The sequence below is a fragment of the Agrobacterium genomosp. 13 str. CFBP 6927 genome, assembly GCA_900012615.1.
In the GTDB taxonomy this organism is placed as follows: domain Bacteria; phylum Pseudomonadota; class Alphaproteobacteria; order Rhizobiales; family Rhizobiaceae; genus Agrobacterium.
The window spans coordinates 1,431,294-1,455,692 of record LT009756.1 but is presented as its reverse complement, the minus strand read 5'-3'; the positions used below and the strand labels follow the sequence as shown (position 1 = coordinate 1,455,692).

At 58.9% G+C, this 24,399-nt stretch carries 28 protein-coding genes and 1 tRNA gene; 13 read left to right on the top strand and 16 right to left on the bottom strand.

Annotated features, from left to right (window positions below; translation table 11 throughout):
- Positions 1 to 3: 3 nt before the first annotated feature.
- Entirely contained in the window at positions 4 to 693 is a 690-nt protein-coding gene (locus AGR13A_RS07260) for a fumarylacetoacetate hydrolase family protein (RefSeq protein ID WP_080834466.1), read from the bottom strand.
- A gap of 139 nt (positions 694 to 832) precedes the next feature.
- Here AGR13A_RS07260 and dusA point away from each other — a divergent pair, with 139 nt between their 5' ends.
- Positions 833 to 1,843, top strand: coding sequence for a tRNA dihydrouridine(20/20a) synthase DusA (gene dusA / locus AGR13A_RS07255; RefSeq protein ID WP_080834464.1), 1,011 nt, complete (start codon positions 833 to 835; stop codon positions 1,841 to 1,843).
- Between the two features lie 51 nt (positions 1,844 to 1,894).
- Here the strand turns inward: dusA and AGR13A_RS07250 are convergent, their stop codons facing one another.
- The 3 genes from AGR13A_RS07250 to uvrA all read right to left on the bottom strand — a co-directional run bounded on the left by AGR13A_RS07250 (position 1,895) and on the right by uvrA (position 6,443).
- Positions 1,895 to 2,413: a GNAT family N-acetyltransferase gene (locus tag AGR13A_RS07250; RefSeq protein ID WP_167377433.1), complete on the bottom strand. Its 519-nt coding sequence runs from the start codon at positions 2,411 to 2,413 to the stop codon at positions 1,895 to 1,897.
- A gap of 150 nt (positions 2,414 to 2,563) precedes the next feature.
- Positions 2,564 to 3,364, bottom strand: coding sequence for a DUF72 domain-containing protein (locus AGR13A_RS07245; protein ID WP_080836643.1), 801 nt, complete (start codon positions 3,362 to 3,364; stop codon positions 2,564 to 2,566).
- 157 nt (positions 3,365 to 3,521) lie between these two features.
- Positions 3,522 to 6,443 (bottom strand): excinuclease ABC subunit UvrA, encoded by a 2,922-nt coding sequence (uvrA, locus tag AGR13A_RS07240; protein ID WP_035217248.1) that lies wholly within the window; start codon positions 6,441 to 6,443, stop codon positions 3,522 to 3,524.
- A gap of 264 nt (positions 6,444 to 6,707) precedes the next feature.
- On the opposite strand from uvrA, the gene AGR13A_RS07235 reads away from it, so the two are divergent.
- Positions 6,708 to 7,289 carry a single-stranded DNA-binding protein gene (locus AGR13A_RS07235; protein WP_167377432.1) on the top strand — a complete coding sequence of 194 codons (582 nt, stop codon included), beginning with the start codon at positions 6,708 to 6,710 and terminating at the stop codon, positions 7,287 to 7,289.
- Positions 7,290 to 7,353: 64 nt separating this feature from the next.
- Here AGR13A_RS07235 and AGR13A_RS07230 read toward each other — a convergent pair whose 3' ends face one another.
- Positions 7,354 to 8,502, bottom strand: coding sequence for an HPP family protein (locus AGR13A_RS07230; RefSeq protein WP_080834460.1), 1,149 nt, complete (start codon positions 8,500 to 8,502; stop codon positions 7,354 to 7,356).
- Positions 8,503 to 8,632: 130 nt separating this feature from the next.
- A complete protein-coding gene (locus AGR13A_RS07225; protein WP_080834457.1) occupies positions 8,633 to 9,262 on the bottom strand; it encodes a MarC family protein in 630 nt (209 codons plus the stop codon).
- 217 nt (positions 9,263 to 9,479) lie between these two features.
- Here AGR13A_RS07225 and gyrA point away from each other — a divergent pair, with 217 nt between their 5' ends.
- Complete coding sequence (gyrA, locus tag AGR13A_RS07220) at positions 9,480 to 12,272, top strand: DNA gyrase subunit A (protein WP_080834454.1); 2,793 nt, start codon at positions 9,480 to 9,482, stop codon at positions 12,270 to 12,272.
- Positions 12,273 to 12,367: 95 nt separating this feature from the next.
- Here the strand turns inward: gyrA and AGR13A_RS07215 are convergent, their stop codons facing one another.
- The 3 genes from AGR13A_RS07215 to AGR13A_RS07205 all read right to left on the bottom strand — a co-directional run bounded on the left by AGR13A_RS07215 (position 12,368) and on the right by AGR13A_RS07205 (position 15,064).
- Positions 12,368 to 12,628 carry a hypothetical protein gene (locus tag AGR13A_RS07215; protein WP_035217258.1) on the bottom strand — a complete coding sequence of 87 codons (261 nt, stop codon included), beginning with the start codon at positions 12,626 to 12,628 and terminating at the stop codon, positions 12,368 to 12,370.
- Positions 12,629 to 12,711: 83 nt separating this feature from the next.
- The gene (locus tag AGR13A_RS07210) at positions 12,712 to 14,205 is read right to left on the bottom strand and encodes a D-alanyl-D-alanine carboxypeptidase (RefSeq protein ID WP_051795842.1); all 1,494 of its coding nucleotides are present in this window, start codon (positions 14,203 to 14,205) and stop codon (positions 12,712 to 12,714) included.
- 139 nt (positions 14,206 to 14,344) lie between these two features.
- Positions 14,345 to 15,064 carry a hypothetical protein gene (locus AGR13A_RS07205; protein ID WP_080834452.1) on the bottom strand — a complete coding sequence of 240 codons (720 nt, stop codon included), beginning with the start codon at positions 15,062 to 15,064 and terminating at the stop codon, positions 14,345 to 14,347.
- A 138-nt stretch (positions 15,065 to 15,202) separates the two neighbouring features.
- Here AGR13A_RS07205 and AGR13A_RS07200 point away from each other — a divergent pair, with 138 nt between their 5' ends.
- Positions 15,203 to 15,466, top strand: coding sequence for a hypothetical protein (locus tag AGR13A_RS07200; RefSeq protein WP_035217273.1), 264 nt, complete (start codon positions 15,203 to 15,205; stop codon positions 15,464 to 15,466).
- 15 nt (positions 15,467 to 15,481) lie between these two features.
- The gene (locus AGR13A_RS07195; protein ID WP_035217274.1) at positions 15,482 to 15,709 is read left to right on the top strand and encodes a hypothetical protein; all 228 of its coding nucleotides are present in this window, start codon (positions 15,482 to 15,484) and stop codon (positions 15,707 to 15,709) included.
- Positions 15,710 to 15,771: 62 nt separating this feature from the next.
- Here AGR13A_RS07195 and AGR13A_RS24885 read toward each other — a convergent pair whose 3' ends face one another.
- Positions 15,772 to 16,110 carry a hypothetical protein gene (locus AGR13A_RS24885; RefSeq protein WP_167377431.1) on the bottom strand — a complete coding sequence of 113 codons (339 nt, stop codon included), beginning with the start codon at positions 16,108 to 16,110 and terminating at the stop codon, positions 15,772 to 15,774.
- Here AGR13A_RS24885 and AGR13A_RS07190 point away from each other — a divergent pair.
- The 3 genes from AGR13A_RS07190 to AGR13A_RS07180 all read left to right on the top strand — a co-directional run bounded on the left by AGR13A_RS07190 (position 16,109) and on the right by AGR13A_RS07180 (position 17,036).
- Positions 16,109 to 16,261 (top strand): hypothetical protein, encoded by a 153-nt coding sequence (locus AGR13A_RS07190; protein ID WP_167377430.1) that lies wholly within the window; start codon positions 16,109 to 16,111, stop codon positions 16,259 to 16,261. The two genes, AGR13A_RS24885 and AGR13A_RS07190, sit on opposite strands and share 2 nt — an antisense overlap.
- A gap of 88 nt (positions 16,262 to 16,349) precedes the next feature.
- Positions 16,350 to 16,439 (top strand) — tRNA-Ser (locus tag AGR13A_RS07185).
- Positions 16,440 to 16,571: 132 nt separating this feature from the next.
- A complete protein-coding gene (locus tag AGR13A_RS07180) occupies positions 16,572 to 17,036 on the top strand; it encodes an Arm DNA-binding domain-containing protein (protein WP_080836639.1) in 465 nt (154 codons plus the stop codon).
- Between the two features lie 32 nt (positions 17,037 to 17,068).
- On the opposite strand, the gene AGR13A_RS07175 is transcribed toward AGR13A_RS07180, so the two are convergent.
- Genes AGR13A_RS07175 through AGR13A_RS07165 form a run of 3 tightly spaced genes read right to left on the bottom strand, consistent with a single transcriptional unit; the run spans position 17,069 to position 17,743 of the window.
- Positions 17,069 to 17,347 carry a hypothetical protein gene (locus AGR13A_RS07175; protein ID WP_139786025.1) on the bottom strand — a complete coding sequence of 93 codons (279 nt, stop codon included), beginning with the start codon at positions 17,345 to 17,347 and terminating at the stop codon, positions 17,069 to 17,071.
- Complete coding sequence (locus tag AGR13A_RS07170; RefSeq protein WP_080834447.1) at positions 17,307 to 17,525, bottom strand: hypothetical protein; 219 nt, start codon at positions 17,523 to 17,525, stop codon at positions 17,307 to 17,309. Before AGR13A_RS07170 ends, AGR13A_RS07175 begins: the two co-directional genes overlap by 41 nt.
- On the bottom strand, positions 17,522 to 17,743 hold the full coding sequence (locus AGR13A_RS07165; protein WP_080834445.1) for a hypothetical protein: 222 nt from the start codon (positions 17,741 to 17,743) through the stop codon (positions 17,522 to 17,524). The genes AGR13A_RS07170 and AGR13A_RS07165 overlap by 4 nt, the downstream gene beginning before the upstream one ends.
- 494 nt (positions 17,744 to 18,237) lie before the next feature.
- On the opposite strand from AGR13A_RS07165, the gene AGR13A_RS24515 reads away from it, so the two are divergent.
- The gene (locus tag AGR13A_RS24515) at positions 18,238 to 18,612 is read left to right on the top strand and encodes a hypothetical protein (protein ID WP_139786024.1); all 375 of its coding nucleotides are present in this window, start codon (positions 18,238 to 18,240) and stop codon (positions 18,610 to 18,612) included.
- Positions 18,613 to 18,866: 254 nt separating this feature from the next.
- On the opposite strand, the gene AGR13A_RS24880 is transcribed toward AGR13A_RS24515, so the two are convergent.
- The 3 genes from AGR13A_RS24880 to AGR13A_RS07150 form a co-directional block, all read right to left on the bottom strand.
- Positions 18,867 to 19,028: a hypothetical protein gene (locus AGR13A_RS24880; RefSeq protein ID WP_167377429.1), complete on the bottom strand. Its 162-nt coding sequence runs from the start codon at positions 19,026 to 19,028 to the stop codon at positions 18,867 to 18,869.
- Positions 19,029 to 19,158: 130 nt separating this feature from the next.
- On the bottom strand, positions 19,159 to 19,407 hold the full coding sequence (locus AGR13A_RS07155) for a hypothetical protein (RefSeq protein WP_080834439.1): 249 nt from the start codon (positions 19,405 to 19,407) through the stop codon (positions 19,159 to 19,161).
- Entirely contained in the window at positions 19,404 to 19,742 is a 339-nt protein-coding gene (locus AGR13A_RS07150; RefSeq protein ID WP_035217275.1) for a hypothetical protein, read from the bottom strand. The genes AGR13A_RS07155 and AGR13A_RS07150 overlap by 4 nt, the downstream gene beginning before the upstream one ends.
- A 321-nt stretch (positions 19,743 to 20,063) precedes the next feature.
- Between AGR13A_RS07150 and AGR13A_RS07145 the strand changes: the two genes are divergently transcribed.
- The 4 genes from AGR13A_RS07145 to AGR13A_RS07130 all read left to right on the top strand — a co-directional run bounded on the left by AGR13A_RS07145 (position 20,064) and on the right by AGR13A_RS07130 (position 24,224).
- A complete protein-coding gene (locus AGR13A_RS07145) occupies positions 20,064 to 21,152 on the top strand; it encodes a septal ring lytic transglycosylase RlpA family protein (protein WP_080834437.1) in 1,089 nt (362 codons plus the stop codon).
- 76 nt (positions 21,153 to 21,228) lie between these two features.
- Positions 21,229 to 22,395 carry a D-alanyl-D-alanine carboxypeptidase family protein gene (locus AGR13A_RS07140; protein ID WP_080836637.1) on the top strand — a complete coding sequence of 389 codons (1,167 nt, stop codon included), beginning with the start codon at positions 21,229 to 21,231 and terminating at the stop codon, positions 22,393 to 22,395.
- A 136-nt stretch (positions 22,396 to 22,531) separates the two neighbouring features.
- Positions 22,532 to 23,206 carry a dTMP kinase gene (tmk, locus tag AGR13A_RS07135; protein ID WP_080834435.1) on the top strand — a complete coding sequence of 225 codons (675 nt, stop codon included), beginning with the start codon at positions 22,532 to 22,534 and terminating at the stop codon, positions 23,204 to 23,206.
- A complete protein-coding gene (locus AGR13A_RS07130) occupies positions 23,199 to 24,224 on the top strand; it encodes a DNA polymerase III subunit delta' (RefSeq protein WP_080834433.1) in 1,026 nt (341 codons plus the stop codon). The genes tmk and AGR13A_RS07130 overlap by 8 nt, the downstream gene beginning before the upstream one ends.
- Positions 24,225 to 24,399 lie beyond the last annotated feature (175 nt).

Below are 24,399 nucleotides of genomic sequence, written 5' to 3'. Positions count from 1 at the left end.
TGATCAGGCGACAGTGACGGACAGCGTGCCGACACCTTCGACGCCACACTCGATCCTGTCGCCGCGCACGATGGGGCCGACGCCAGCCGGCGTGCCGGTCATGATCACGTCGCCGGCGGCAAGTGTGAAGAGCTTGGAAAGCTCGGCGATCACTTCCGGCACCTTCCAGATCATCTGCGCAAGATCGCCCGTCTGCTTGCGTTCACCATTGACATCGAGCCAGATCGCGCCGGTCGCCGGGTGTCCAATTTTATCTGCGGGGACGATGGCCGAAACCGGCGCGGAATATTCAAATGCCTTGGCGCCCTCCCAGGAGCGTCCCATCTTCTTCAGGCCGTCCTGCAGATCACGGCGCGTCATGTCGATGCCGACGGCGTAACCCCAGACGTGGTCCAACGCTTCACCCGCCGGAATATCCGCACCACCGCTTTTCAGCACCACGACACACTCGACTTCGTAATGGACGTTCGAAGACAGCGACGGGTAGGGGAAATCCTGACCTTCGGGCAGGAGATTGTCCGGGTTCTTCTGGAAATAAAAGGGTGGCTCACGCGAGGGATCGTGACCCATCTCGATCGCGTGATCGGCATAGTTGCGACCGACGCAATAGACCCGCCGCACGGGGAACATGTCGCTCGTGCCGTCCACGGGCAGGAGCACGGGTTGCGGGGCGGGGATGACGGTGGCGGCCATGGGAGTTTCCTGTCGTCTTTTTTAAGGTGCAATTCTTGTCCCGCGATTCCGGGCTGATTTCCAGTTGAAAATGCTGGCGAGGGCAAAACTGGCTTTTTGCGGTCCTTTGCTGTAGAAGCCGGCGCAAAGAGGTTAATCCATGTACAGACAAGCGCTTGCAAGCGGCGAAAAAATCTTCGCCGTGGCCCCGATGATCGATTGGACCGACACGAGGTGCAGATTTCTGCACCGGCAGCTGTCGAAGCGCGCGCTGCTTTATACCGAAATGATCGTTGCCGACGCCATCATCCATGGCCAGCGGGACAGGCTGCTCAGCTATCACCCCCAGGAACATCCTGTTGCATTGCAGCTGGGTGGATCGGATCCGTTCAAGCTCTCGGAGGCCGTGCGGATCGCCGGTGATTACGGCTATGACGAGATCAATCTCAATGTCGGCTGCCCTTCGGACCGGGTGCAATCCGGCACCTTCGGCGCCTGCCTGATGCGTGAGCCGGATGTCGTGGCGCAATGTGTGGCGGCGATGAAGGCCGTTGCAAAAGTGCCGGTCACGGTGAAATGCCGCATCGGCGTGGATGATCAGGAGCCGGAGGCCGTGCTGCCGGATTTTCTGGCGCGCGTTATCGCCGCCGGTGCGGACGCCATCTGGATCCATGCGCGAAAAGCATGGTTGCAGGGGCTTTCGCCGAAGGAAAACCGCGAGGTGCCGCCGCTTGATTACGAACTTGTCTATCGCATGAAGCGGGAAAATCCCGACGTTTTCATCGGCATCAATGGCGGCATCGCCGATCTCGATCAGGCCTGCGATCATCTACACCATATGGACGGCGTGATGCTTGGCCGTGTCGCCTATCACAACACCTCCATCCTTGCGGATGTCGACCATCGCATCTATGGCGAGGATGCCCGGCAGCCGGACTGGATGGGGCTGCGTGATGCCATGATGGCCTATGCCGCTGACTATATTGCCGCAGGTGGACGTCTCAACCACGTTACCCGGCATATGGTCGGTCTGTTTCAGGGCATGCCGGGTGCACGCCGTTTCCGGCAAATCCTTTCCAGCGATGCGACCCGGCCGGGCGCTGGCACCGAGGTGATCGAGGCAGCGTTTGCGGCCATTGATTTCAACCCGGCGAAAGAGCTGGCTGGCTGAGGCCCGGCAAGGGCCTTGGTGTGCAGCGCCGTCGGTGCGATGGAAAGCCTTTCAGGGAACAACCCAGACCAGACCGCGCCATTCCGTGTCGATATCGCCCGGAACCGTAAAATCCAGAGATGGTTCCCGTATCAGGCCAAGGCGGGCCATGACGGATTGCGATCGGATATTATCGGAACTTGTATAGGCGACGATCCGGGCTATGTCTGAGCGACTGGCCGCATGCGCCAGCGCCGCTCTTGCGCTTTCGGTTGCGTAACCCTTTCCCCAGGCCTGCCGGATGAAACGCCAGCCGATTTCGTGGTGCAGGCCAAGCGGATGGTCGTCTGTCATGCGCGGCATCACGCCGGCATAACCGAGAAAGACGCCGTCCGGACTTTCCACCGCCCAGCGGGCAATGCCCTGGTCGCGCTCCGCCTTGCGGTAACGCTCGAATTTCTCTCTGCTCTTTGCGTTGTCCGCCGGCCCACCCTGATCGGCCATCACGTCCGGGTCCGTCTGCATTGCGGCGAAAGCTTCAAAATGATCGTCCCGCCAGTGGTGAAGGCGCAGACGTTCCGTTTCAATCATTCCCATTGCCGGCCAACCCTTTAAAGACGATAGAGGTCTTGAGATATTAGCCGGCACGAGATGACCGCAATAAGACGGGGGGCATCTGTTCCCTGACTTTTGGTGCCGCTTGGCCAGGTGGATCAAGCGATCGCGAGCGGGCTTTCCCGCTCAGACCGCTTTCTGCAGCGCCTGCGCACCGTTCGGCGCATTGACCTTGCCGCCGGTGATGAAGAAGGCGAAGACGTCGCGCGGCGTTTTTTCGATTTGCCTGTCGGGCGCGATCAGCGGCAGGTCATCCGGCACCCCGCCCGCCGCATAGGTCTTGACCCGTTTTGCCCAATGGTCAATCCCGGTCTTCGGATAGCAGGTCTCGATATCGTCCTCGCCCTTCTGCAGCCGGCAATAGACGAAATCCGCCGTTACATCCGGCAGCATCGGATAGTCGTGGTGATCGGCGCAGACGACGGCGACCTTATGTCTGGCGAGAAGATCGATGAATTCCGGCACCTGAAATGTCGGGTTGCGAACTTCGACCACGTGACGAAGGCGGATGCCGTCCTGTTTTTCGGGAAGCAGCGCCAGAAACGCGCCGAAATCATCCGCGTCGAATTTTTTCGTCGGTGCGAATTGCCAGAGGATCGGGCCAAGATGACACCCAAGTTCCGTCAGGCCCTGTGTCAGGAATTTCGTCATCGATTCGCCCGCTTCGGCCAGAACCCTGCGATTGGTGACGAAACGGCTTGCCTTCAGGGAGAAGATGAAATCCTCCGGCACATCCGCCGCCCATTTGGCGAAGGTCTCGGGTTTCTGGCTGCTATAATAGGTGCCGTTCACCTCGATCGCCGTCAATTGCCGGCTGGCATGTTCGAGCTGGCGTTTTTTCGGCAGTTTCTCCGGATAAAACGTGCCTTCCCACGGCTCGAAGGTCCAGCCGCCGATACCGGTGCGGATCGTGCCTGATGTCGACATATGCTGTTCCTCCCAATTAGGCGTTTTCTTTTCAACGTCGCTCTCGACGTCATCCTCGCCCTTGAGGCGGGGATCCATGTTTTCGGCGGCTGTGGATCCTCGCCTCAAGGGCGAGGATGACGGAGGGGGGTGCGAAATTCCCGGCAATATCCGGGAATTACTCCGCAGCCTCACGTTTTCCGGCCGGCCGGCGTTCCAGAAGTTCCTTCAGGAAGTGACCGGTATAGGACCGCTCGTTCTTGACGATGTCTTCCGGCGTGCCGGTTGCCACCACTTCGCCGCCGCCAGTGCCGCCTTCGGGGCCGATGTCGATGATCCAGTCCGCCGTCTTGATGACTTCGAGATTATGCTCGATCACGACAACGGAATTGCCCTGGTCCACCAGCGCCTGCAGCATTTCCAGCAGCTTGTTGACGTCGTGGAAGTGAAGGCCCGTCGTCGGTTCGTCGAGAATGTAAAGCGTGCGGCCTGTCGAGCGTTTCGACAGTTCCTTGGCGAGCTTGACGCGCTGTGCCTCGCCACCGGAGAGCGTATTGGCCTGCTGGCCGACCTTGATATAACCAAGACCGACATCGAAGAGCGATTGCAGCTTGTCGCGCACCGCCGGAACGGCAGCGAAGAATTCAACACCTTCCTCCACCGTCATATCCAGCACATCGGCGATGGATTTGCCCTTGAAGGTGACATCAAGCGTCTCGCGATTATAGCGTTTGCCGTGGCAGACATCGCAGGTGACATAAACGTCAGGCAGGAAGTGCATCTCGATCTTGATGACGCCATCGCCCTGGCAGGCCTCGCAGCGACCGCCCTTGACGTTGAAGGAGAAACGGCCCGGCGCGTAACCACGCGCCTTCGCCTCCGGCAGACCGGCGAACCAGTCGCGGATCGGCGTGAATGCACCGGTATAGGTGGCGGGGTTGGAGCGCGGCGTGCGGCCAATCGGCGACTGGTCGATGTCGATCACCTTGTCGATGAATTCGAAACCATCGATGCGATCATGTTCTGCCGGAATTTCGCGCGCGCCCATCACCCGGCGCGCCGCCGATTTATAAAGCGTTTCGATCAGGAAGGTGGATTTGCCGCCGCCGGAAACGCCGGTAACGGCGGTGAAGACGCCAAGCGGCACCGCCGCAGTCACATTCTTCAGATTGTTGCCACGGGCGCCAAAAACCTTGATCTCGCGGCCCTTTTTGGGCTTGCGGCGCTCAGCCGGCACGGCAACACCGAGTTCGCCGGAGAGATATTTGCCGGTCAGCGACTTCGGATTGGCCATAACCTCCTGCGGCGTGCCTTCGGCGATCACCTGACCGCCATGGATGCCGGCGGCCGGGCCGATATCGACGACATAATCCGCCGTCAGAATGGCGTCCTCGTCATGTTCGACCACGATGACGGTATTGCCGATATCGCGCAGATGTTTCAGCGTATCCAGCAGGCGGGCATTGTCACGCTGGTGCAGGCCGATGGACGGCTCGTCAAGAACATAGAGAACACCTGTCAGGCCGGAGCCGATCTGCGAGGCCAGACGGATGCGCTGGCTTTCACCGCCGGATAGCGTGCCGGAATTACGCGAGAGGCTGAGATAATCCAGCCCGACATCATTGAGGAAGCGCAGGCGCTCGCGGATTTCCTTGAGGATGCGGACTGCAATCTCGTTCTGCTTGGCGTTCAGGGTCTCCGGCAGGGTCTCGAACCAGTCGCGCGCCATGCGGATCGACATCTGGGTGACTTCGCCGATCTGCAACTTGTTGATCTTGACGGCGAGCGCTTCGGGTTTCAGGCGAAAACCCGCACAGGCCGGGCAGGGGGCGGCCGACATATAGCGTTCGATTTCCTCGCGCGCCCAGGCGCTGTCAGTCTCTTTCCAGCGGCGCTCCAGATTGGGCACGATGCCTTCGAAATTCTTCACCGTCTTGTAGGAGCGGGCACCGTCCTGATAATTGAACTCGATCTTGTCATCGGTGCCCTGAAGGATGGCGTGCTGCGCCTCCTTGGACAGATCGGACCATTTGCTCGAAAGTTTGAAACCAAAGGCCTTGCCGAGTGCTTCAAGCGTCTGGTTGTAATAGGGCGAGGACGATTTGGCCCAGGGAGCGATGGCGCCGTCGCGCAGCGTGCGGGCCGGTTCGGGCACGATCAGGTTTTCATCCACCTTCTGCTGCGAGCCGAGGCCATCACAGCTGGGGCAGGCGCCGAAGGGATTGTTGAAGGAGAACAGCCGCGGCTCTATCTCCGGAATGGTGAAGCCGGAGACGGGGCAGGCGAATTTTTCCGAAAACAGCACACGCTCATGGGTCTCGTTGAGCGACTTGTTGGCGGAGCCGCCAGCCGCGGTTTCTTCCGGCGGCAAGGGCTTGTCGGCGAATTCGGCAACCGCCAGACCGTCGGCGAGCTTCAGGCAGGTCTCGAGACTGTCAGCGAGACGCGCCGCCATATCCGGGCGCACGACCGCGCGGTCGACCACCACGTCGATATCGTGTTTGTATTTCTTGTCGAGGGCCGGAACGTCGGCGATTTCGTAGAACTGGCCATCCACCTTGACGCGCTGGAAGCCCTTCTTCATGAGATCGGCGAGTTCCTTTTTATATTCGCCTTTGCGGCCGCGCACCATCGGCGCGAGAATATAAAGGCGCGTGCCTTCCTCGAAAGCGAGAATGCGATCCACCATCTGGCTGACCGTCTGGCTCTCGATCGGCAGGCCGGTGGCCGGCGAATAGGGCACGCCGACACGCGCAAACAAGAGGCGCATATAGTCGTAGATTTCCGTGACAGTGCCGACCGTGGAACGCGGATTGCGCGAGGTGGTCTTCTGCTCGATGGAAATCGCCGGCGACAGGCCGTCGATCTGGTCGACATCCGGCTTCTGCATCATTTCGAGGAACTGGCGCGCATAGGCCGAGAGGCTCTCGACATAACGGCGCTGGCCCTCGGCATAAATCGTGTCGAAGGCAAGCGATGACTTGCCCGAGCCGGAGAGCCCGGTCATGACGATCAGCTTGTTGCGCGGCAGATCCAGATCAATGCCCTTGAGATTATGCTCACGGGCACCACGGATGGAAATCGTCTTCAGTTCACTCATGACAAAGCTCGGACAAAAATAACAGGCTTGATGGCGGCGCGCCCTTATGTAGTGACGCAGCCGGACGTGTCGAGGTCTATTCCCTATAGTCGGCGGCTTTTCGGCTCACTTGACTCGAATTTCACGATTCAATAGAACAAAAAAGGAACAAATAGCAAGTGCGAATATCCCTTTGGGGTGCTCAAGATTATTCGCTGTGGATAGTTCCCCTGTTGCGGTGCCTTTTAATGCCCGTGGCGGTTATTGTGTGCCGAATTTTTTGAAATGCAATTGCCGGTCATGATGGCTGGCGGACAGGATGACGAGATGGCTGGTAGCGTAAACAAGGTAATTCTGATCGGAAATGTTGGCGCCGATCCCGAAATCCGCCGGACCCAGGACGGCCGTCCGATTGCCAACCTGCGCATCGCCACCTCTGAAAGCTGGCGGGACCGCAATAGCGGCGAGCGCAAGGAAAAAACCGAATGGCACACGGTCGTTGTGTTCAACGAAGGCCTGTGCAAGGTCGTCGAGCAATATGTGAAGAAGGGCGCCAAGCTCTACATCGAAGGCCAGTTGCAGACACGCAAGTGGCAGGACCAGACCGGTAACGACCGTTACTCCACCGAAATCGTGCTGCAGGGCTTCAACTCCACGCTGACCATGCTTGATGGTCGCGGCGAGGGCGGCGGCGGTGGCCGTAGCGGCGGCGGTGACTTCGGCGGCGGCGATTATGGCAGCGGCGGCGGTGGCAATTACGGTGGTGGTTACGACCAGCAGTCGTCGTCGCGCGGCGGCTCCTCGCGTGGCGGCGGCCAGCCCTCCGGCGGCTTCTCCAACGACATGGACGACGATATTCCGTTCTGAGCGGACGGCGAATGAGAGAAGGCGGGCGTAGCGAAGCTGCCGCCCGCATTGAGGTTGCGGCTGTTTATGCCGCAGCCTTATCCGCCAGCATCGCGACCATGACATCGGATTGCGATATAATGCCGACCATCTTGCCGTTGGCGTCGATCACCGGCAGGTAATGCAGCCCTTCTTCCGCAAAGCGGATGATGGCCTCCTCGATTGCGGTTTCCGGCCGCACGGTTCTGACCGGCGATGTCATGATGTCTTTCACGGTATCGTTGGGCGCGCTTGCCCCTGTAAGGATGAGACGCAGCCGCTGCAGGAAACCGATGGAGGGACGGCCGTTTCTCCAGCTTGCCTTTTCCAGAAAATCCGTCTGGGTGACGATGCCGACGATTTCGGCGCGGTCATTGGTGACAGGCAGCGCCTTGAAATGACGGTTGCGCATCAGCGCATGGGCGTGGCGCAGGCTATCATCGGGGGCGACGCCGACGACATCGCGTGACATGATGCTTTCGCAATCGAGATGAAGGGCGCGACGACGCCAGGAGCGCAGTTCGGTCCTGCGCAGGATGGTCTCGAGATCGTCGCGGTCTATATCCAGAATCTCGTCATATTCCTTCAGCACCTCATCGAGATCGGTCGAGGAAAAGCCGATTTTCTGGATCGGCGTCGGGTCTGCCGTGCCATGACTCGCCTTTCCCAGCTTCAGACCGTGCGGATAGGCGCGGCCGGTGGCATTGTTGTAGGCGAGTGCGAGGGCAAGAAGGATCAGCGAGTTTCCGGCGACGGGCCAGAGGAGAAAACCATAACCGAGGCTGTGCACGGCGGGGCCGCCAAGAACAGCCGTCAACGCCACCGCGCCGCTTGGCGGGTGCAGGCAGCGCAGCGCCATCATGGCGGCAATGGCAAGGCCGATGGCGAGCGCGCTGGCAAGGAAGACATCCGGGACGAGAAGCGCCGCCGTCACGCCCACGAAAGCCGAAACGAGATTGCCGCAGAGGATGGACCACGGTTGCGCCAGCGGGCTGGAGGGCACGGCGAAGAGAAGCACCGCCGAAGCCCCCATCGGCGCGATCATGGCGGGCAGGGTGGGGTCGAAGCGAAAAGCGAGGCTGCCCAGAAGCCCGGTCAGCAGGATGCCGACAAAGGCGCCGGTTGCGGCACGCAGCCTTTCCCTGTGACTGACTGGAGCGGCATCCGGGATGAGGCGGCGCAGCGTGGAACGCATGGAGAAAACTTTCGAATCCGGAGAACACACGTCTTTTAGCCGAGGCTGACCCCGGATTTAAAGGACGGATTTTCCGCAGTTCCAACCGGTCGAAGGATTTTCTTGCGCGTGGATCAAGGCAGGCGTCGCTTTAGAAGTCGAAGGCTGATTTTATTCCGTCGACCACGAATTGAACGGAAAGGGCTGCGAGCAGGACGCCAAGCAACCTTGTGAGGATCGCGCGGCCGGTATTGCCGAGAAAGCGGTCCATGCGCTCGGACACGATCAGGACGGCATAGACGAGGGCCATGGCGAAAGCGAGGATGAGAATGAGCACGACCATTTCGAGTGTCGTCTTCATCGTTCCCGCCAAAAGCACCGTGGCGGAAATGGCGCCCGGCCCGGCAATCAGCGGCAAAGCGAGCGGAAAGACCGCCAGATTGTGCAGGTGGTCCTTGGTGATGGCAATCTCGGAGGTCTTTTCCTTGCGCTCCTGGCGTTTCTCGAAAATCATCTCGAAGGAAATCCAGAACAGCAGCAGGCCGCCGGCGATGCGGAAGGCACCGAGCGAAATGCCGAGCAGGTTGAGAATGGTAAGACCGAACAGGGCGAAGACGGCGAGAATGCCAAAGGCGATCAGCGAGCCGCGCAGCGCCACCTGACTGCGCTGGCCGCGCGTCATGCCGGTGGTGAGCGCAAGGAATACGGGCGCGAGACCGGGCGGATCGAGGGTGACCAGTAGTGTGGTAAGCGCGTTGATAAGGATTTCGCTGCTGGCCATTTTTTCCCCGCTTTTTGCCTTTTTGTGCGTGAGACTACGCAAGTCGCGCCTGCATTGAAAGGGAGCGGCGGCGCTTTTGCCAAGCGAAATGGCGAAAAGCGGTGTATGTCTTGCAAATGACGCAAAAGACTGTTCAAAACTCGCCGGGAAATTGGCTTAACGTGGCTGTTTCCGCTATAAAAATCCATCCGATTCTTAACAGAGAATGTGATCCGTTTTGACTGACCAGAGCCCCCCCGGCGGCGGAAAGCTTCCGCCAGGTATTGAACCGATTTCCATCATGGAGGAAATGCAGCGGTCGTATCTCGATTACGCCATGAGCGTCATCGTCTCCCGCGCGCTTCCCGATGTCCGTGATGGTCTGAAGCCGGTTCATCGCCGTATTCTTTACGGCATGTCCGAACTTGGCATCGACTGGAACAAGAAATACGTCAAATGCGCCCGCGTCACCGGTGACGTGATGGGTAAATTCCATCCGCATGGCAATTCGGCGATCTATGATGCGCTGGCGCGTATGGCGCAGGACTGGTCGCTGCGTCTGCCGCTGATCGACGGGCAGGGCAATTTCGGCTCCATCGATGGCGATCCGCCGGCGGCCGAACGTTATACCGAATGCCGCCTCGAAAAGGCCGCGCATTCGCTGCTCGACGACCTCGACAAGGAAACGGTCGATTTCCGCGACAACTATGACGGCACCCTGCAGGAACCGGTCGTCATTCCGGCCAAGTTCCCGAACCTGCTGGTCAACGGCGCAGGCGGCATCGCCGTCGGCATGGCCACCAATATTCCGCCGCACAATCTCTCCGAGGTCATCGACGGCTGTATCGCGCTGATCGAAAATCCGGCGATCGAGCTGCCGGAACTGATGCAGATCATTCCCGGCCCGGATTTCCCGACCGGCGCGCTGATCATGGGCCGTTCCGGCATCCGCTCGGCTTACGAGACGGGCCGCGGTTCGGTCATCATGCGCGGTCGTGCGACCATCGAACCGATGCGCGGCGACCGCGAGCAGATCATCATCACCGAAGTTCCCTATCAGGTGAACAAGTCGTCGATGATCGAGAAGATGGCCGAACTGGTCAAGGAAAAGCGCATCGAGGGCATTTCCGACCTGCGCGACGAATCCGACCGTCAGGGTTACCGCGTTGTCATCGAGCTGAAGCGCGACGCCAATGCCGATGTCATCCTGAACCAGCTTTATCGCTACACGCCGCTGCAGACCTCCTTCGGCTGCAACATGGTGGCGCTGAACGGCGGCAAGCCGGAGCAGATGACGCTGCTCGACATGCTGCGCGCTTTCGTCTCCTTCCGTGAGGAAGTCGTCAGCCGCCGCACCAAGTACCTGCTGCGCAAGGCGCGCGATCGTGCACATGTGTTGGTAGGTCTGGCGATTTCGGTCGCCAATATCGACGAGGTCATCCGCGTTATCCGTCATGCTCCCGATCCGGCTTCGGCCCGCGAAGAGCTGATGACGCGGCGCTGGCCGGCGCGGGATGTGGAAAGCCTGATCCGTCTGATCGACGATCCGCGCCACCGCATCAATGATGACGGTACCTATAATCTCTCTGAAGAGCAGGCGCGCGCCATTCTCGAATTGCGCCTTGCCCGCCTCACCGCGCTCGGCCGCGATGAAATCGGCGACGAGCTGAACAAGATCGGCGCGGAAATCAGCGAATATCTCGAAATCCTGTCGTCGCGCCTGCGCATCATGCAGATCGTCAAGGACGAGCTTGGCGCCATCCGCGACGAATTCGGCACGCCGCGCCGGTCCGAGATCGTTGAGGGCGGCCCTGACATGGACGATGAAGATCTCATCGCCCGCGAAGACATGGTCGTTACCGTTTCGCATCTCGGCTACATCAAGCGCGTGCCGCTGACCACTTACCGGGCGCAGCGTCGCGGCGGCAAGGGCCGTTCCGGCATGGCGACGCGTGACGAAGATTTCGTCAACCGTCTCTTCGTTGCGAATACGCATACGCCGGTGCTGTTCTTCTCCTCGCGCGGTATCGTGTACAAGGAAAAGGTCTGGCGCCTGCCGATCGGCACGCCGCAATCCAAGGGCAAGGCCCTCATCAACATGCTGCCGCTGGAGCCAGGCGAGCGCATCACCACCATCATGCCGTTGCCCGAGGACGAAACGACCTGGGAAACGCTGGATGTGATGTTCTCGACGACACGCGGCACGGTTCGCCGCAACAAGCTCGGCGATTTCGTGCAGGTCAACCGCAATGGCAAGATTGCCATGAAGCTAGATGAAGAGGGTGATGAAATCCTCTCCGTCGAAACCTGTACCGACCGCGACGACGTGCTTCTGACGACTGCTCTTGGCCAGTGCATCCGCTTCCCCGTGGACGATGTACGCGTCTTTGCAGGCCGTAACTCCGTCGGCGTGCGTGGCATCAACATGGCCGAAGGCGACCGTATCATCTCCATGACCATTGTGGGTCACGTGGAGGCTGAACCGTGGGAGCGCGCCGCCTACCTCAAGCGTTCGGCTACCGAGCGGCGCGCCGCTGGCGTCGATGAGGATGATATCGCACTGGTTGGCGAGGAAGTGACGGAAGAGGGCGAGCTCAGTGAAGAACGTTATCAGGAGCTGAAGGCGCGCGAAGAATTCGTGCTGACGGTTTCCGTGAAGGGCTTCGGCAAGCGCTCGTCTTCTTACGATTTCCGCACATCAGGTCGCGGCGGCAAGGGCATCCGCGCCACCGACACCTCGAAGACAGCCGAGATCGGCGAACTCGTTGCCGCTTTCCCGGTCGACGAAGGCGATCAGATCATGCTGGTTTCCGATGGCGGTCAGCTCATCCGCGTACCCGTGAACGGTATCCGTATTGCCAGCCGTGCGACCAAGGGTGTCACGATCTTCTCGACCGCCAAGGATGAGAAGGTGGTTTCCGTGGAGCGCATCAACGAGCCGGAAGGTGACGATGAAGGCGAAAACGGCAGTGGCGAAGAGGCCGATGACAATCTGCCGGATACGCCGGAGGCACCGGAGAGCGAGGCGTAAGCCGCCTCGTTTCCCTCTCACTGCCGATAAACAGAAAACCCCGCGTAGCCTGAGCTTCGCGGGGTTTTTATTTGGATATTGTCTGCAGTCCGGTCTTAGCGAATGCGTATATGGACCGGCGCGCGGCCTGAACGGCGTGCGACATGAAGGTGGATGCTGGCTTCCGGCTGGTTGGCGCGCCAGGCGCGGGCGCCGTGCGACAGAAGCAAGCTGACGAGATCGCGCGTCTTTGCCTTGGAACGGTTGAGACCGAGATCGGCGATACGCATTGCCGCCTCGTGAATGGGATGCAGAACCGACAGACTGCCATGCCCGTTGCCAGACGCAATGTCCGAATAATTCTCGTTGACTGCCATCTTGGAAAGCCTCGCTACACATTACACAATTCGAGGAGACAGGCGATGTTTCGACAATGAACCACCGCCTGCGGAAACGTCTGTTACTGGAGTGACGCCCAGCAGCTGACGCCTTTCTTTTTCAATGCATTGCATGCATTCACCGCAGCGTTCTGGCCATCAAAGCCGCCGAAACGGGCGCGATAAATCTGGGAGCCGTCCTTGCTGAAGGCGACCGTGAAGGGTTTTGCGGAACGAAGGGCGGCGCCGCCCTTTTCCTGTGCGTTCTGCAACAGGCCGCGCGCGGAGTTTTCATCCGGCGATGCGCCGATCTGGATCACCCAGCCACCCTGGGCAACCTCTGCCTTTGCGGAGACCGAAGGGGCAGACGATACCGAAGGTGCGGTCGATGCGGTGACGATATTGTCCACCTTGGTCGAGTTGGTAATCAACTTGCGATCGGGTGCGACGGGCGCCTGATTGATGGGATCCTTGCCCTTCTGCCAGGTGGCGGCCTCCATGGCCTTTACGGCTGCATTGGAAGAGGAGCCTGCGAAGGCGGTAACCGGTGCTTCTTCGTAACGGGTCTGCGGCACAGGGCCAGAATTGGGCAGGCCGGCTGCAGTTGCGGCAACGGCCACGGAAGGAACGGCTGCCGCCACGGCAACGGGTTCTTCAACCGGTGCGGACCGTGTCTGTGCGATGAGGTTGCTGTTACCGCCACGCGATGCCTGCGGCAGGTAGGTGGCAACAAGCTTGCGCATGGTGGCATCACGGGCAGCGCTGGAGCGTCCACCAAGAACAACGGCCACGATGGAGCGGCCGTCAAGCTGCGCCGAAGTCGCAAGGTTGCTGCCGGCAGCGCGGGTGTAACCGGTCTTGATACCGTCCACGCCTCTAACAGTTCCGACGAGACGATTGTGGTTGCCGATGACCTGCTTGCCGAAATTGAAGGTACGCGTGGAGAAATAACCGTAATATTGCGGATAATGCTGGCGAAGGGCGATGCCGAGGCGGGCCTGGTCGCGTGCCGTCGTCATCTGCGCCGTATTGGGCAGGCCATTGGCATTGCGATAGGTCGTACGGGTCATGCCGAGGGCACGGGCCTTGGCGGTCATCATCCGGGCGAAACGGTCTTCCGAACCGCCGAGATATTCACCGAGTGCGGTTGCCATGTCGTTCGCGGAGCGGGTGACGAGCGCAAGGATCGCCTGCTCGACGGTGATCGAGCCGCCGGCGCGCACACCGAGCTTGGAAGGCGGCTCCTTGGCGGCATTGGCCGAGACGGGCACCTTCGAATCGAGCGAGATACGTCCGGTATTCAGCGCTTCGAATGTCAGATAAAGCGTCATCATCTTTGTCAGCGACGCAGGGTAACGCAGACCGTCGGGATCCTCGCCGTAGAGAACCTTGCCGGTCTTGGCATCGATGACGATGCCCGCATATTTCGGCTCTGCCTGCGCAGTCCCCACGGATGTTGCGGTTATGAACGCCGCAGCAAGGGTCAACGCAACAAACCTTACAAAAGACGCCGCGCCTACATTGCGCGAAAGTGCCCCGGATAGACTTTTCAACACTGCTGAACTCTTCAATCGCATATTTCTGTTCCGCTCGGACACGCCCCGCCCGAATGCTCCGGGAAGAAACTTTATCGGGATGGCGTTACCAAGTGGTTTATGAAAGGTATCCGGTTTCCATAAAATGCGACTTTTCGCCCGCAATCTGTTCCGTGCCGTGTCACGGATTTCTGTCTTTTACGAGGCGCTGTTCGACATAAGCTTTTATATCCGCATCCAGCTTTGCCCATTGCGGCAGCAGGGTGGCTGAAAAACGATAGAACAGGCTGAGGTCCTGACCGGCGTGGATATCCCTCTGGCAATCGCTGCCCGTCGCTTCCCGCGGTGTCTGCGGCAGGAGGCAGCGGACCACATAGTCGTTTTCGCCTTCACGTCGGCCTGTCAATATGACTTCCTTGCCGTAACCGGAATCGGCGCGCAGGCGATGCAGCATCAGGCCGTGCTTCAACTGCACCGGATCTCCTTCCGTCAGCCGGGAATAAATCGGCCCGAAACGGCCTGACATATCCTCCGACATCGTGCTTTGCGACAGCTGGACGTAAATCAGGCCTGCTGACCGTGACGGATCGTCAAAGACAGCGCGATTGGCGTCTTCATACCCCCTGAGCTCCGGCCATGTCAGATAAAGATCGACCCGCTCGCGCTCGCCATCCTGGCGTTCGGACGGCACGCGCAGCGTGTTTTTCGCAAGCGTCAGCCGGTCGTTGCCGATTGAAATCAGCACCTCATCGGTTGCTGTCGTATGGGTCGCCTGGATAATCCTGTCGCCATACCATTTGATGCCCACATTGAGTGCGGCGACGAGAACGAGAATGATGACGGCGCTAATCGCGAAGCGCCGCATCAGGGACGATGAAAGCAGGGGTCTTTCGTTGTGCATGAGCTTCCAGATTCGTTCTTGCCATCGGGCGCGTTTTCCCGAGTGGAAATAGATGGGCAAAGCTTTAACCTGCGGCGATCGCCATTGAAATGATGTTTTGCCGCTGCTACCTGATGAGATGCAAGCAAAGGACGGCATATGGCAGCGCGTGACAGATATTCCCGGAAGCTCGAATGTTCCAAATGTGGCCATCAGGGTTTTGCCGAGGTGTCGGAATCCGATGAAAAGGGCCGCGCAAACGTCGATTTTCGCGTCGATGAAATGCCGCGTGGTTTTCGGACCGAGCGCGCTTCGGGCGACCCGACGGATTTCATGATCCGCTGCGCGCAATGTGGCAACATATTCCGTTTCCTGCAGAAAACCGCCTATGCGCCGGGAGGCGAACCGCGCGTGAAGGCCTGAACGGAAGGTGCCGGCATGACCATACCGCAACAACCGAACGGGACGCCGCAGAGGCGTAAACCGATCTGGCCGTGGATCGTGCTTCTGGTGCTGACGCTGTGCGCCATCTATTCCTATAATCGCGCCAACGACATCATTGCCGAACTGTCCGAGACATTGCCTCCGGCGTTGCTGAACCTTTTCGAGGATATTCTAAGGGGTGGCGGGCGGCACGGTGATGGTGGACCCAGTATCGGCGTCTGACCCGCCGAACCGGCCAGGAGGCGTTTTCTGTACGCCCAACCTTTCACCGACGGTCCTAATTTTTAATCGCTATCAAAGAAAAAAGCCCCGCAAAGGAGCGGGGCAGGTTGATCGCTCGGGGAAAGTTGGGCAATGCCCGGGAGCGATGTGATTATATAAGCGACAATATTGCTGACGCGATAGGCCACTTCCGTCCCAAACAGTACGCTGGCGCATAAATTTTGCTCAATGGGTGGAAGACAGGCTTTGGGCCGGTATTTGTTCGCCCGAATGCTTTCTCCGTTTGCAGTTGCAAAACGTGCCAAGCAAACCGACAATCCACCCGCAGGTTGCCCGATTCTTGATGTTGCCTCGAATTGCACATATTCGACCCTAACATAACCGGACATGAGCAGACGCATGGATAAATCCGGAATTCTCTTCGTGGCGCTGTTGCTGGTGCTTGTTGCAATCGTCCTCAGCCTGACGCTTTTCGATTCGAACCAGCAGATCCCTGCTGTTCCCTCGGGCGAGGGGTCTTTGCTGCCGCCGGCGACGACGCCCGGGCAATGATCCTTGGGCTTCCGCCAGGAGAAGAGGCTGGCTTTTCCCAGCGGGATTGACGGCCATTTTCAAACCGCTATAAAGCCTCACCACCGAAGGATGGGTGTCCGAGTGGTTTAAGGAACCGGTCTTGAAAACCGGCGTGCGTGAGAGCGTACCGTGGGTTCGAATCCCACCCCATCTGCCACTTTTGTTTATAATATGTTCCCATATGTTCCTGTTGGCCCTTGCGCGCTTAAGCAGTTCCGGTTCATCCCGGTCATTTCCGGGTACCAAACCGGGTATCAGGTGGCAAAAACCGGGTATCGATGGGGTGGGCGTGCTAACCGACACGGCGATTCGAAAAGCTAAGGTGCAGGACAAGCCCTACAAACTTTCTGACATTAACGGGCTGCACGTTTACGTCACGAAAGCCGGCAGCAAAATTTTCCGTTACCGCTACGAATTTCTTGGCAAGGAGAAGACCCTCGTTATCGGAGATTATCCCGAGATGAGCTTGCTCGAGGCGCGACGCGCCAGAGACGAGGCGCGCCAGCTCCTGAAATCGGGCAGGGACCCATCGTTATGCCGCCCTCTGACAGGTTTTCGACCATTGGCCGGCCAGTTGCAGGAAAGATTTGAACTCGTCCTCAGTGATGAAGACAATGCTCTCCCACTGCTTCACGGCTACGATGCCCTCTCTATCGTCAAGCTAGAGTTCTACGGGCTCATTCTTGAAGGTGTCGATGGTGCAGGTTGTTTTCATCTCGGCCATCCGTCAGCCCTCCTGCTTGGAAGGTGCTGAGGCATAGAGCCTGCCGACCGCGTTCCTCAGCCTTATGGATTTCGTCCATGAAGGCGGCGTGTGGTGTAGCGAGGCTGCTCCTCGTCGCCGAAATCGGCAAGCGCAGCGTTCCAGTAATGCCAGCCGGCATTGATGACCTCGTCCTGATATCCGTCGTTGCAGCGCGCCAGGCACTCGACGCGGATCTCGACTTCGAGGAAGCCACTTTCCTTCATCCGCTCGATGACGGCGGCTTCAAACAGGTCTCGTTGGGTCTTTTTTGGGGGGCGGTCATAGTTTGCGCTCCGGATGTTTGACGCGAAGATGATCAACGGGGACGGTGATAAAGCGATCGTCCTTGATGCATATCGCCATCATCCCGGTGATCGTGCCCGACATGCGGGAGTGATCTTGTACGGTGCCGTGGGCAAAGCCTTGGATGGTGACTTCGTGTTCGTAAAACTCGGGATCTCTTAAAACTGTTGGCTGTTGGTAGATTGCCGGGATCATGCCTTGTCCCTTTCGCGATAGCAGGCGAGCAGCTTCTCGCCGGCCTCTTCGTCTATGATGTCGAGCTGGCGCAGCGCCCAATTGAGCCCTTCGGCGAATCCGCTGCGGCTGCCCTTTTGGAACTCGTCGATGCTGCGCTGGGCGACCTTGCGCTCGCGGTCCTCGACGAGCGTGGTGGCAGGGATCCATCCCCCACATGAAATGATCGGGTCAGTCACAAAAGCCGCTCGGGTGACCGGGCGGCTTTTTAGTTTCTTCTAGAGCTACTCAGAACGAGCAGACACTCGCCGCTAGGCGCACGCAGCTCAGCGTGTAAGACATGGAGTATCGTGATTTGCCTCGCGCTTGGGCAAACTGCTCAGCCGCCTGATCGCAATTTTCTTCCGCCTGTGCTTCTGCCTCAGCGATCGCCTCCGCACTGCCCTGTTCAGTGACAGGTACTCGCGCCATGCCGTAAACCTCTGCTAAGCTCTCTTGAGTTTGATAACTAGTCGGCATCGATACCAACTGACATCCGTAGTAGGGGTTGCACACGGGCTGGACGGTCATCCCAACATTCGTTCGTGTGTACGCTGGCTTTCGTGTCACATATATTGCCGTAGCCCAGGGATAAGTCCGGTAGATTGTCGAAGTGGTGACGTCACCATGGATCGTTGACCCCTGAATGTTCGTGTAGGTCTTGATGTCGACGTTTGGAACGTTCGATCTACAGATGTTGCTGGCCATTTCCCGCCGCTTGGTGGTCGCGTCCGGCTGCTCAGAGCAACCAGCGGTCAATATAGTAAGCGCGATCAGTAAGGAGGACCTAAAAATGTTTAGCATATTACCCGGCCTTTCACGCAACGCTGCTGCGAACAATGACAATCACCGGGTAACAGTTGTGGTTGCAGTTGGATTTGCTGTGGGCGTTACTGTCTGCCCTCCACTAGTTGTGCTTACCGAACCGCCAATTTGTGAATTCGTGATATGCGTTCCTGTTTCTGATTTGGTAGATGTATTATTACAGGCAGAAAGAATGACGGCGCTTGCAAATATAACTAATGCTACTTTCATCTGTTTTCCCCCAAAAGAAATGCAAATTTTTTAACATTTACGGTTGAGTTTGAAAAGGTACTCCATCAAAAGATCAGTAGACTTAGCCGCGGCTCCAAACTGGCGGTACCAAATTCCACCCACAATTGGGGTAGGAAAAAAGGCGGGTCAGCTCTGCGTCGCCCGTCAACGTTGCGCAGGCCTCGAGTAGTCACAAAAGCCACTCAGGTGACCGGGCAGCTTTTGCGTATATCTGCGGTTAGGCTCAGTTGATGAGACTCTTGCAGTAACTCCCGAGAGGTTTCGTCATCAGGATTTAGCCAATGAATATTTTATCAGTGGATAATTCGATTCGTCCACGCCCGATGCGGTGTCGATCAGAGCCCAACCCTGTTTGAGAAGCTCGTTCACACCTTCTTTGGAAGTGGTTTCAGTTACCTCTTTAACTTTAGTCAAGTCGATATTCGGCATTAATTGTATTTCTCCATTTAAGCTGTGGCGGTCGGCCAAAGGCAGGTTGCCTCCGGTGCGGAGGCATGTTGAGGCGATACACCATAAAGTTGCCAAAAACAAACTGAGTTTGCACGGCGGGGCGTTTACGTCATGCTGCCAACACCTTTGGAAACTGGAGATATTCGGTGCCGTAGATCTCGCGGCCGGCGGCCTTCTTGCCCACCCGCACCATTTGCACGGTGCCGAGATTGGTGACTGAGAATGCGTTGTCGTCGCGCGGCAGCTCGAGGAGCGGATAGGTCCTGAGGCTTTTGACGCCCGGGAGCTTGCGCGGGTAACGCCACAATAAACGAAGAAGCCCGCCTTTCAGCGGGCTCCAAACGTCATATGCAATCAAATTTCCGGACAACCACGTTCATTGGCGAAGGTGATGCGGTCCGGTCCGCGGCGGGTGAAGCCTTCGACGACAACACGGCCGGGGGTGACGCGCACGACTTCGGGGTCACGCAGGCCGGCTTCGCGGGCGGCGGCGCGGGCTTCGCGTTCGCTACAGCCACGCATGCGGGGTGGGCCGCGGCGGTCCACATCCCGGTCACGATCCCGGATAACGGGGCGAACGCCATCGGGGCCGATCCTCAGCTCCATATCCTGTGCGCCTGCCGGGATGGGCGCGGTGATGGATACCAGGGCTATACCGAGTGCCAGACCCGTAGCTTTTAACGACTTCAACATGTTTCCTCCCTCAGCCGAAAACCGGCGGAAGCTTGGTTGTTTGCGGGGTGGAAACGCGGCGGCACTGCGTTTGTTCCGTCGGCGCGGATGCCGGAAAGCGAGCAGATCAAGGGCAGGTGGCATGTTCAACACCGCCCAAAAAGAGACAAATCATTAACCACGTTCATTACAATTTTATCGATTTTGCAGAAGTCGTTCGCATTTTCGCCACGTTATGCACAAGATTAAGCGACTGTTAGGTGCTTCGATGGCAGGGGCAAAGCAATCGAAGCGGAAGAGGGTGCGGTTCTCCGAGCCTGTAAGCAGCGTGGGGCAGACGATTTGAATTCTACGGTCAAGAAACTCGGCATCAGCACCAGATCGGGTGCGAAGTGGCTTGCAATTTCCGTGCTTTGCGCCGCGACAGCGTCGTGTTCAACCACTTCCGATACCAAGCCAAAGCCAAAGCGCAGCAAGGAATATTTTTCCGAATCCGAATATGGCGTCAAAGCCAGCCCGCGTGTGGCGGACGGAAAAATCATTCCCAAAGGCGGCGGACGCGAGCTTGTCGGCAATGCCTATACGGTCAAGGGCCGTCGTTATTTTCCGAAAGAAGAGCCGGGTTACAACAAGACCGGCCTTGCTTCCTGGTATGGCTCCGCCTTCCATGGCCGCCTGACGGCGAATGGCGAAGTCTACGACAAGGAACATCTTTCCGCCGCACATCCGACATTTCCCCTGCCGAGCTATGCGCGCATCACCAATATGGAGAACGGCGCCTCGGTTCTGGTGCGCGTCAATGATCGCGGCCCCTTCCATGAGGGTCGCCTGATCGACGTTTCCAGCAAGACGGCCGACCTTCTCGACATGAAAGCGACCGGCACGGCGAATGTGCGGGTGCAATATGCCGGCCGTGCGCCGCTTGACGGTCACGACATGCCTTATCTGATGGCGTCCTATATTCCGAAGGGCTCGCGTTCGCCGGGTGTTGCGCCGGAAGGGCAGATCGCAACCGGCGTCATGGTGGCTTCGGCTTCTCCGAATTTCGTGCCGGCTCCAACATCAAACCCCAATTACGGCGCTTCCACGCAGACGGCGCTGGTGGGGTCAAAGAAGAATGCAGCGCTGCAGGCCATGCCGCTGGTCAATGGCCCGGCGCCGGTCTTCGAACAATTTGCGATTTTGCCGGAAATCGGTCCGTTCCTGGCCGAGCGCCCGGAAGGCAATTTCATGCGTGAGCCGGCGGCACCCGGCGGCAATTATCTGCGCGTGCCGACGCCATCCTCCAAATATGCAGCCGCTTATTCCGAGGAATCTGCTACGGTCTCCAGAACGTCGCGTGCGTTTGACAGCGTGCTCGTCGATCGTGGAACGCTGAATGAGGATTCCATACTCGCCCATGTGAAGCGTCAGCAGGCGAAGACGCGCTGACCAATTGAAGAATTTATGGCTGACTTGCGTTTTCGTCGCGAGCGGCGGGTTGCGGCAGGGAAAGCTGGGCGGTTTCATGCGCAAGGCCATACATCGTTCTATTATTTCGCTCGCCGGGGCGGCGGCATTTGCGTTTCTCGGCGGCGATCCGGCGCAATCGCAAACAGCGCCTTTCATCGCCAAGGCCGAGCAGGCCTATATGATCGATGCCGAGACCGGCACGGTGCTTCTTTCCCAGAATGAGAACCAGTCCTTTCCGCCCGCTTCGCTTGCCAAGCTGATGACGGTGGAGGTGGTTCTGGATGCGCTGTCGAAAGGGCAGGTGACGCCCGAGACGCCTTATCCCGTATCGGAATATGCCTGGCGTACGGGTGGTGCGCCCTCGCGAACCTCGACCATGTTCGCGGCGCTGAAATCTTCCGTCAGCATCAATGATCTCCTGACCGGGATTATTGTGCAGAACGCCAATGACGGCTGCATCATCATCGCCGAGGGCATGGCGGGTTCCGACCCGGCATTTGCCAAGCGCATGACGGTGCGGGCGGGCGAACTCGGCATGAACCGCAGCACCTTTGCCAATTCGACAGGACTGCCCGATCCGGGCAACCAGACGAGTGCGAAGGACATGGTCCGTCTCGCCCAGCATCTGCACGATACCTATCCGGATCGCTACGGGCTTTTCACCCGGCCGGATTTCGAATGGAACCGGATTTTCCAGCGCAACAAGAACTCGCTGCTGGGTAACGGCATAGACGGTCTCGGACTTGGTTTTGCCGAAGGCAGCGGTTTTGCGGCCGTGGTTTCCGCGGAGCGTGAGGGGCGCCGGGTCTATCTGGCGCTTGCCGGCATCGTCGACGACAAGACACGGCAGGAAGAGGCCCGGCGGGTGGTGGACTGGGGGCTGACGGCCTTCGAGAAACGCCACCTTTTTGCCAGGGACGAGGCCGTTGGTTCCGTCAGCGTCTATGGCGGCAATGTTTCGCATATCGATCTTTCGCCGAGAGAAGACGTCAGCGTGCTGGTGCCGGTCAATAATCCCGAGCGTATCTCCGGGCGGATCGTTTATCGCTGGCCACTCAACGCGCCGCTCGACAGCGGCGCGAATGTCGCAACGCTCAAGGTTTTTTCAGGCGAACGGCTGTTGCGGGAAGTGCCGCTTTATACGAAGGCTGCCGTGGGCAAGGGCACGCTGACCCAGAATGCGACAGGCGCGCTCAAGGAATTGCTGCTGTTCTGGCTCTGACGCCTTTTGCGCAGATGACAGCTTTCTCCATGCTTTTGTTCAGTCACCGGATTTTCGCAAAAGCGCTTCACACTTTTCGGTTCGATGCTGTAAACAGGCATTTCGAATTTTGAGAAATCCCCTGCAGGACGTGACATTGGCCGAAAAGACCGGATTGTTCATAAGCTTCGAAGGCGGCGAGGGCGCCGGCAAGTCGACGCAGATTCGCACGCTTGCCGAGGCGCTTCGCGGCCGTGGTTTCGAGGTGGTCGTGACGCGTGAGCCGGGCGGCTCGCCGGGTGCGGAGGCCGTTCGGCATGTACTGCTTTCGGGTGCGGCCGAATCCTTCGGGGTGCGCATGGAAGCGATCCTGTTTGCGGCGGCGCGCAACGATCATGTCGAGGAGGTCATTCGTCCGGCACTGGAGAAGGGCGCAATCGTTCTCTGCGACCGGTTCCTCGATTCTTCCCGTGTCTATCAGGGTACGACCGGCAATCTGGAGCCGGATTTCATCGAAACGCTGCAACGGGTCGCGATTGACGGCGTTGTGCCGGAACTGACGCTGATCTTCGATATCGCTGCCGAAAAGGGCCTTGCCCGCGCCAGAAAGCGGGCGGATGAGGGCGCTACGCCGGATCGGTTCGAAAAAGAGGAAATCGAGACCCACGAGAAGCGGCGGGAGGCCTATCTCGATATAGCGCTTGCCGAGCCGCGTCGCTGCCGGATCGTCAATGCCGATCAGCCGGAAGAAAAAGTGACGGAGGACGTCATGTCCTTTGTCGAGCCGTTACTCGAGCGGCTGAAGACTGTGGCGGGCGCGGAGCATGAGTGACGTTCAGGGCGTTCTCGACGGTGCAATCGCGCCGCAGCAGAACACGAAGCTTTTCGGTCATGCCGAAGCGGAGGCGTTCCTTGCGCAGTCCTATCGCTCCGGCAAAGGGCATCATGCCATTCTGATCGAAGGGCCGGAGGGTATCGGCAAGGCAACGCTCGCCTTCCGTTTCGCCAATCATGTGCTCAGCCATCCCGATCCGTCGCTGGCGCCGGATTTCCTTGCCGATCCCGATCCGCAATCGCTGGTCAGTCGGCAGATTACCGCCGGCGCCTCGCACAATCTGCTGCACCTCACCCGTCCCGTGGACGAAAAGACCGGCCGTGTGAAATCCGCCACCACTGTGGACGAGGTGCGGCGGGCAGGGCACTTCTTTTCGCAGACCTCCGGCACCGGAAACTGGCGTATCGTCATCATCGATCCCGCCGACGATCTCAACCGCAATGCCGCAAATGCGATCCTGAAAATACTGGAAGAGCCGCCCAAGCGTGCGATGTTCCTTGTCCTGTCACATGCACCGGGAAAATTGCTGCCGACCATCCGTTCGCGCTGCATGCCGCTGAGGCTCCTGCCGCTTTCCGATGCGGCCATGGTGCAATCCCTCGATCATCTCGGCATCAGCCCATCCGGCGAAAAGCGCGACGCCCTGCTCGCCGCCTCGAAGGGCAGTGTGGCGCAGGCTTTGAAGCTGATGAATTACGGCGGCTCCGACATTGTCGAGGCCTTTGCGGAAGTCATGGCGGCTGAAGGGCCCGGCGTGCGCAAGCAGATGCACAAGCTTGCCGAGGTCCTGGCACAGAAGGATGGCGATATCGTTCTCGGCTTCTTCATGGAGCATGTGACGGAAGAGCTGATGGAGAGGGCGCGGGCGGCGGCGATGGCGGGCGATATCGCTGCGGCGGAAAAACACGCGCGGCTTTCCTCTACGCTTTCGGAGCGGATTACGGTGGCGCAGGCCTATAATCTCGATAAGAAGCAGATGGTGCTTTCCATTCTGGAGGATATTCGCGGCGTTTGAAGACAGGAAATCGTCCGAAACGTACGGTTTTATCGATACGGAAACGTCTCCTCCGTCATGCCGGACTTGATCCGGCATCCAGCCACGGCGCGTCTGCGCCGTGAGCAGTGAGTCTTTCGCAATCAAGGACTTGATCGCTGCTGGACCCCGGACCAGGTCCGGGGTGACGGCAATG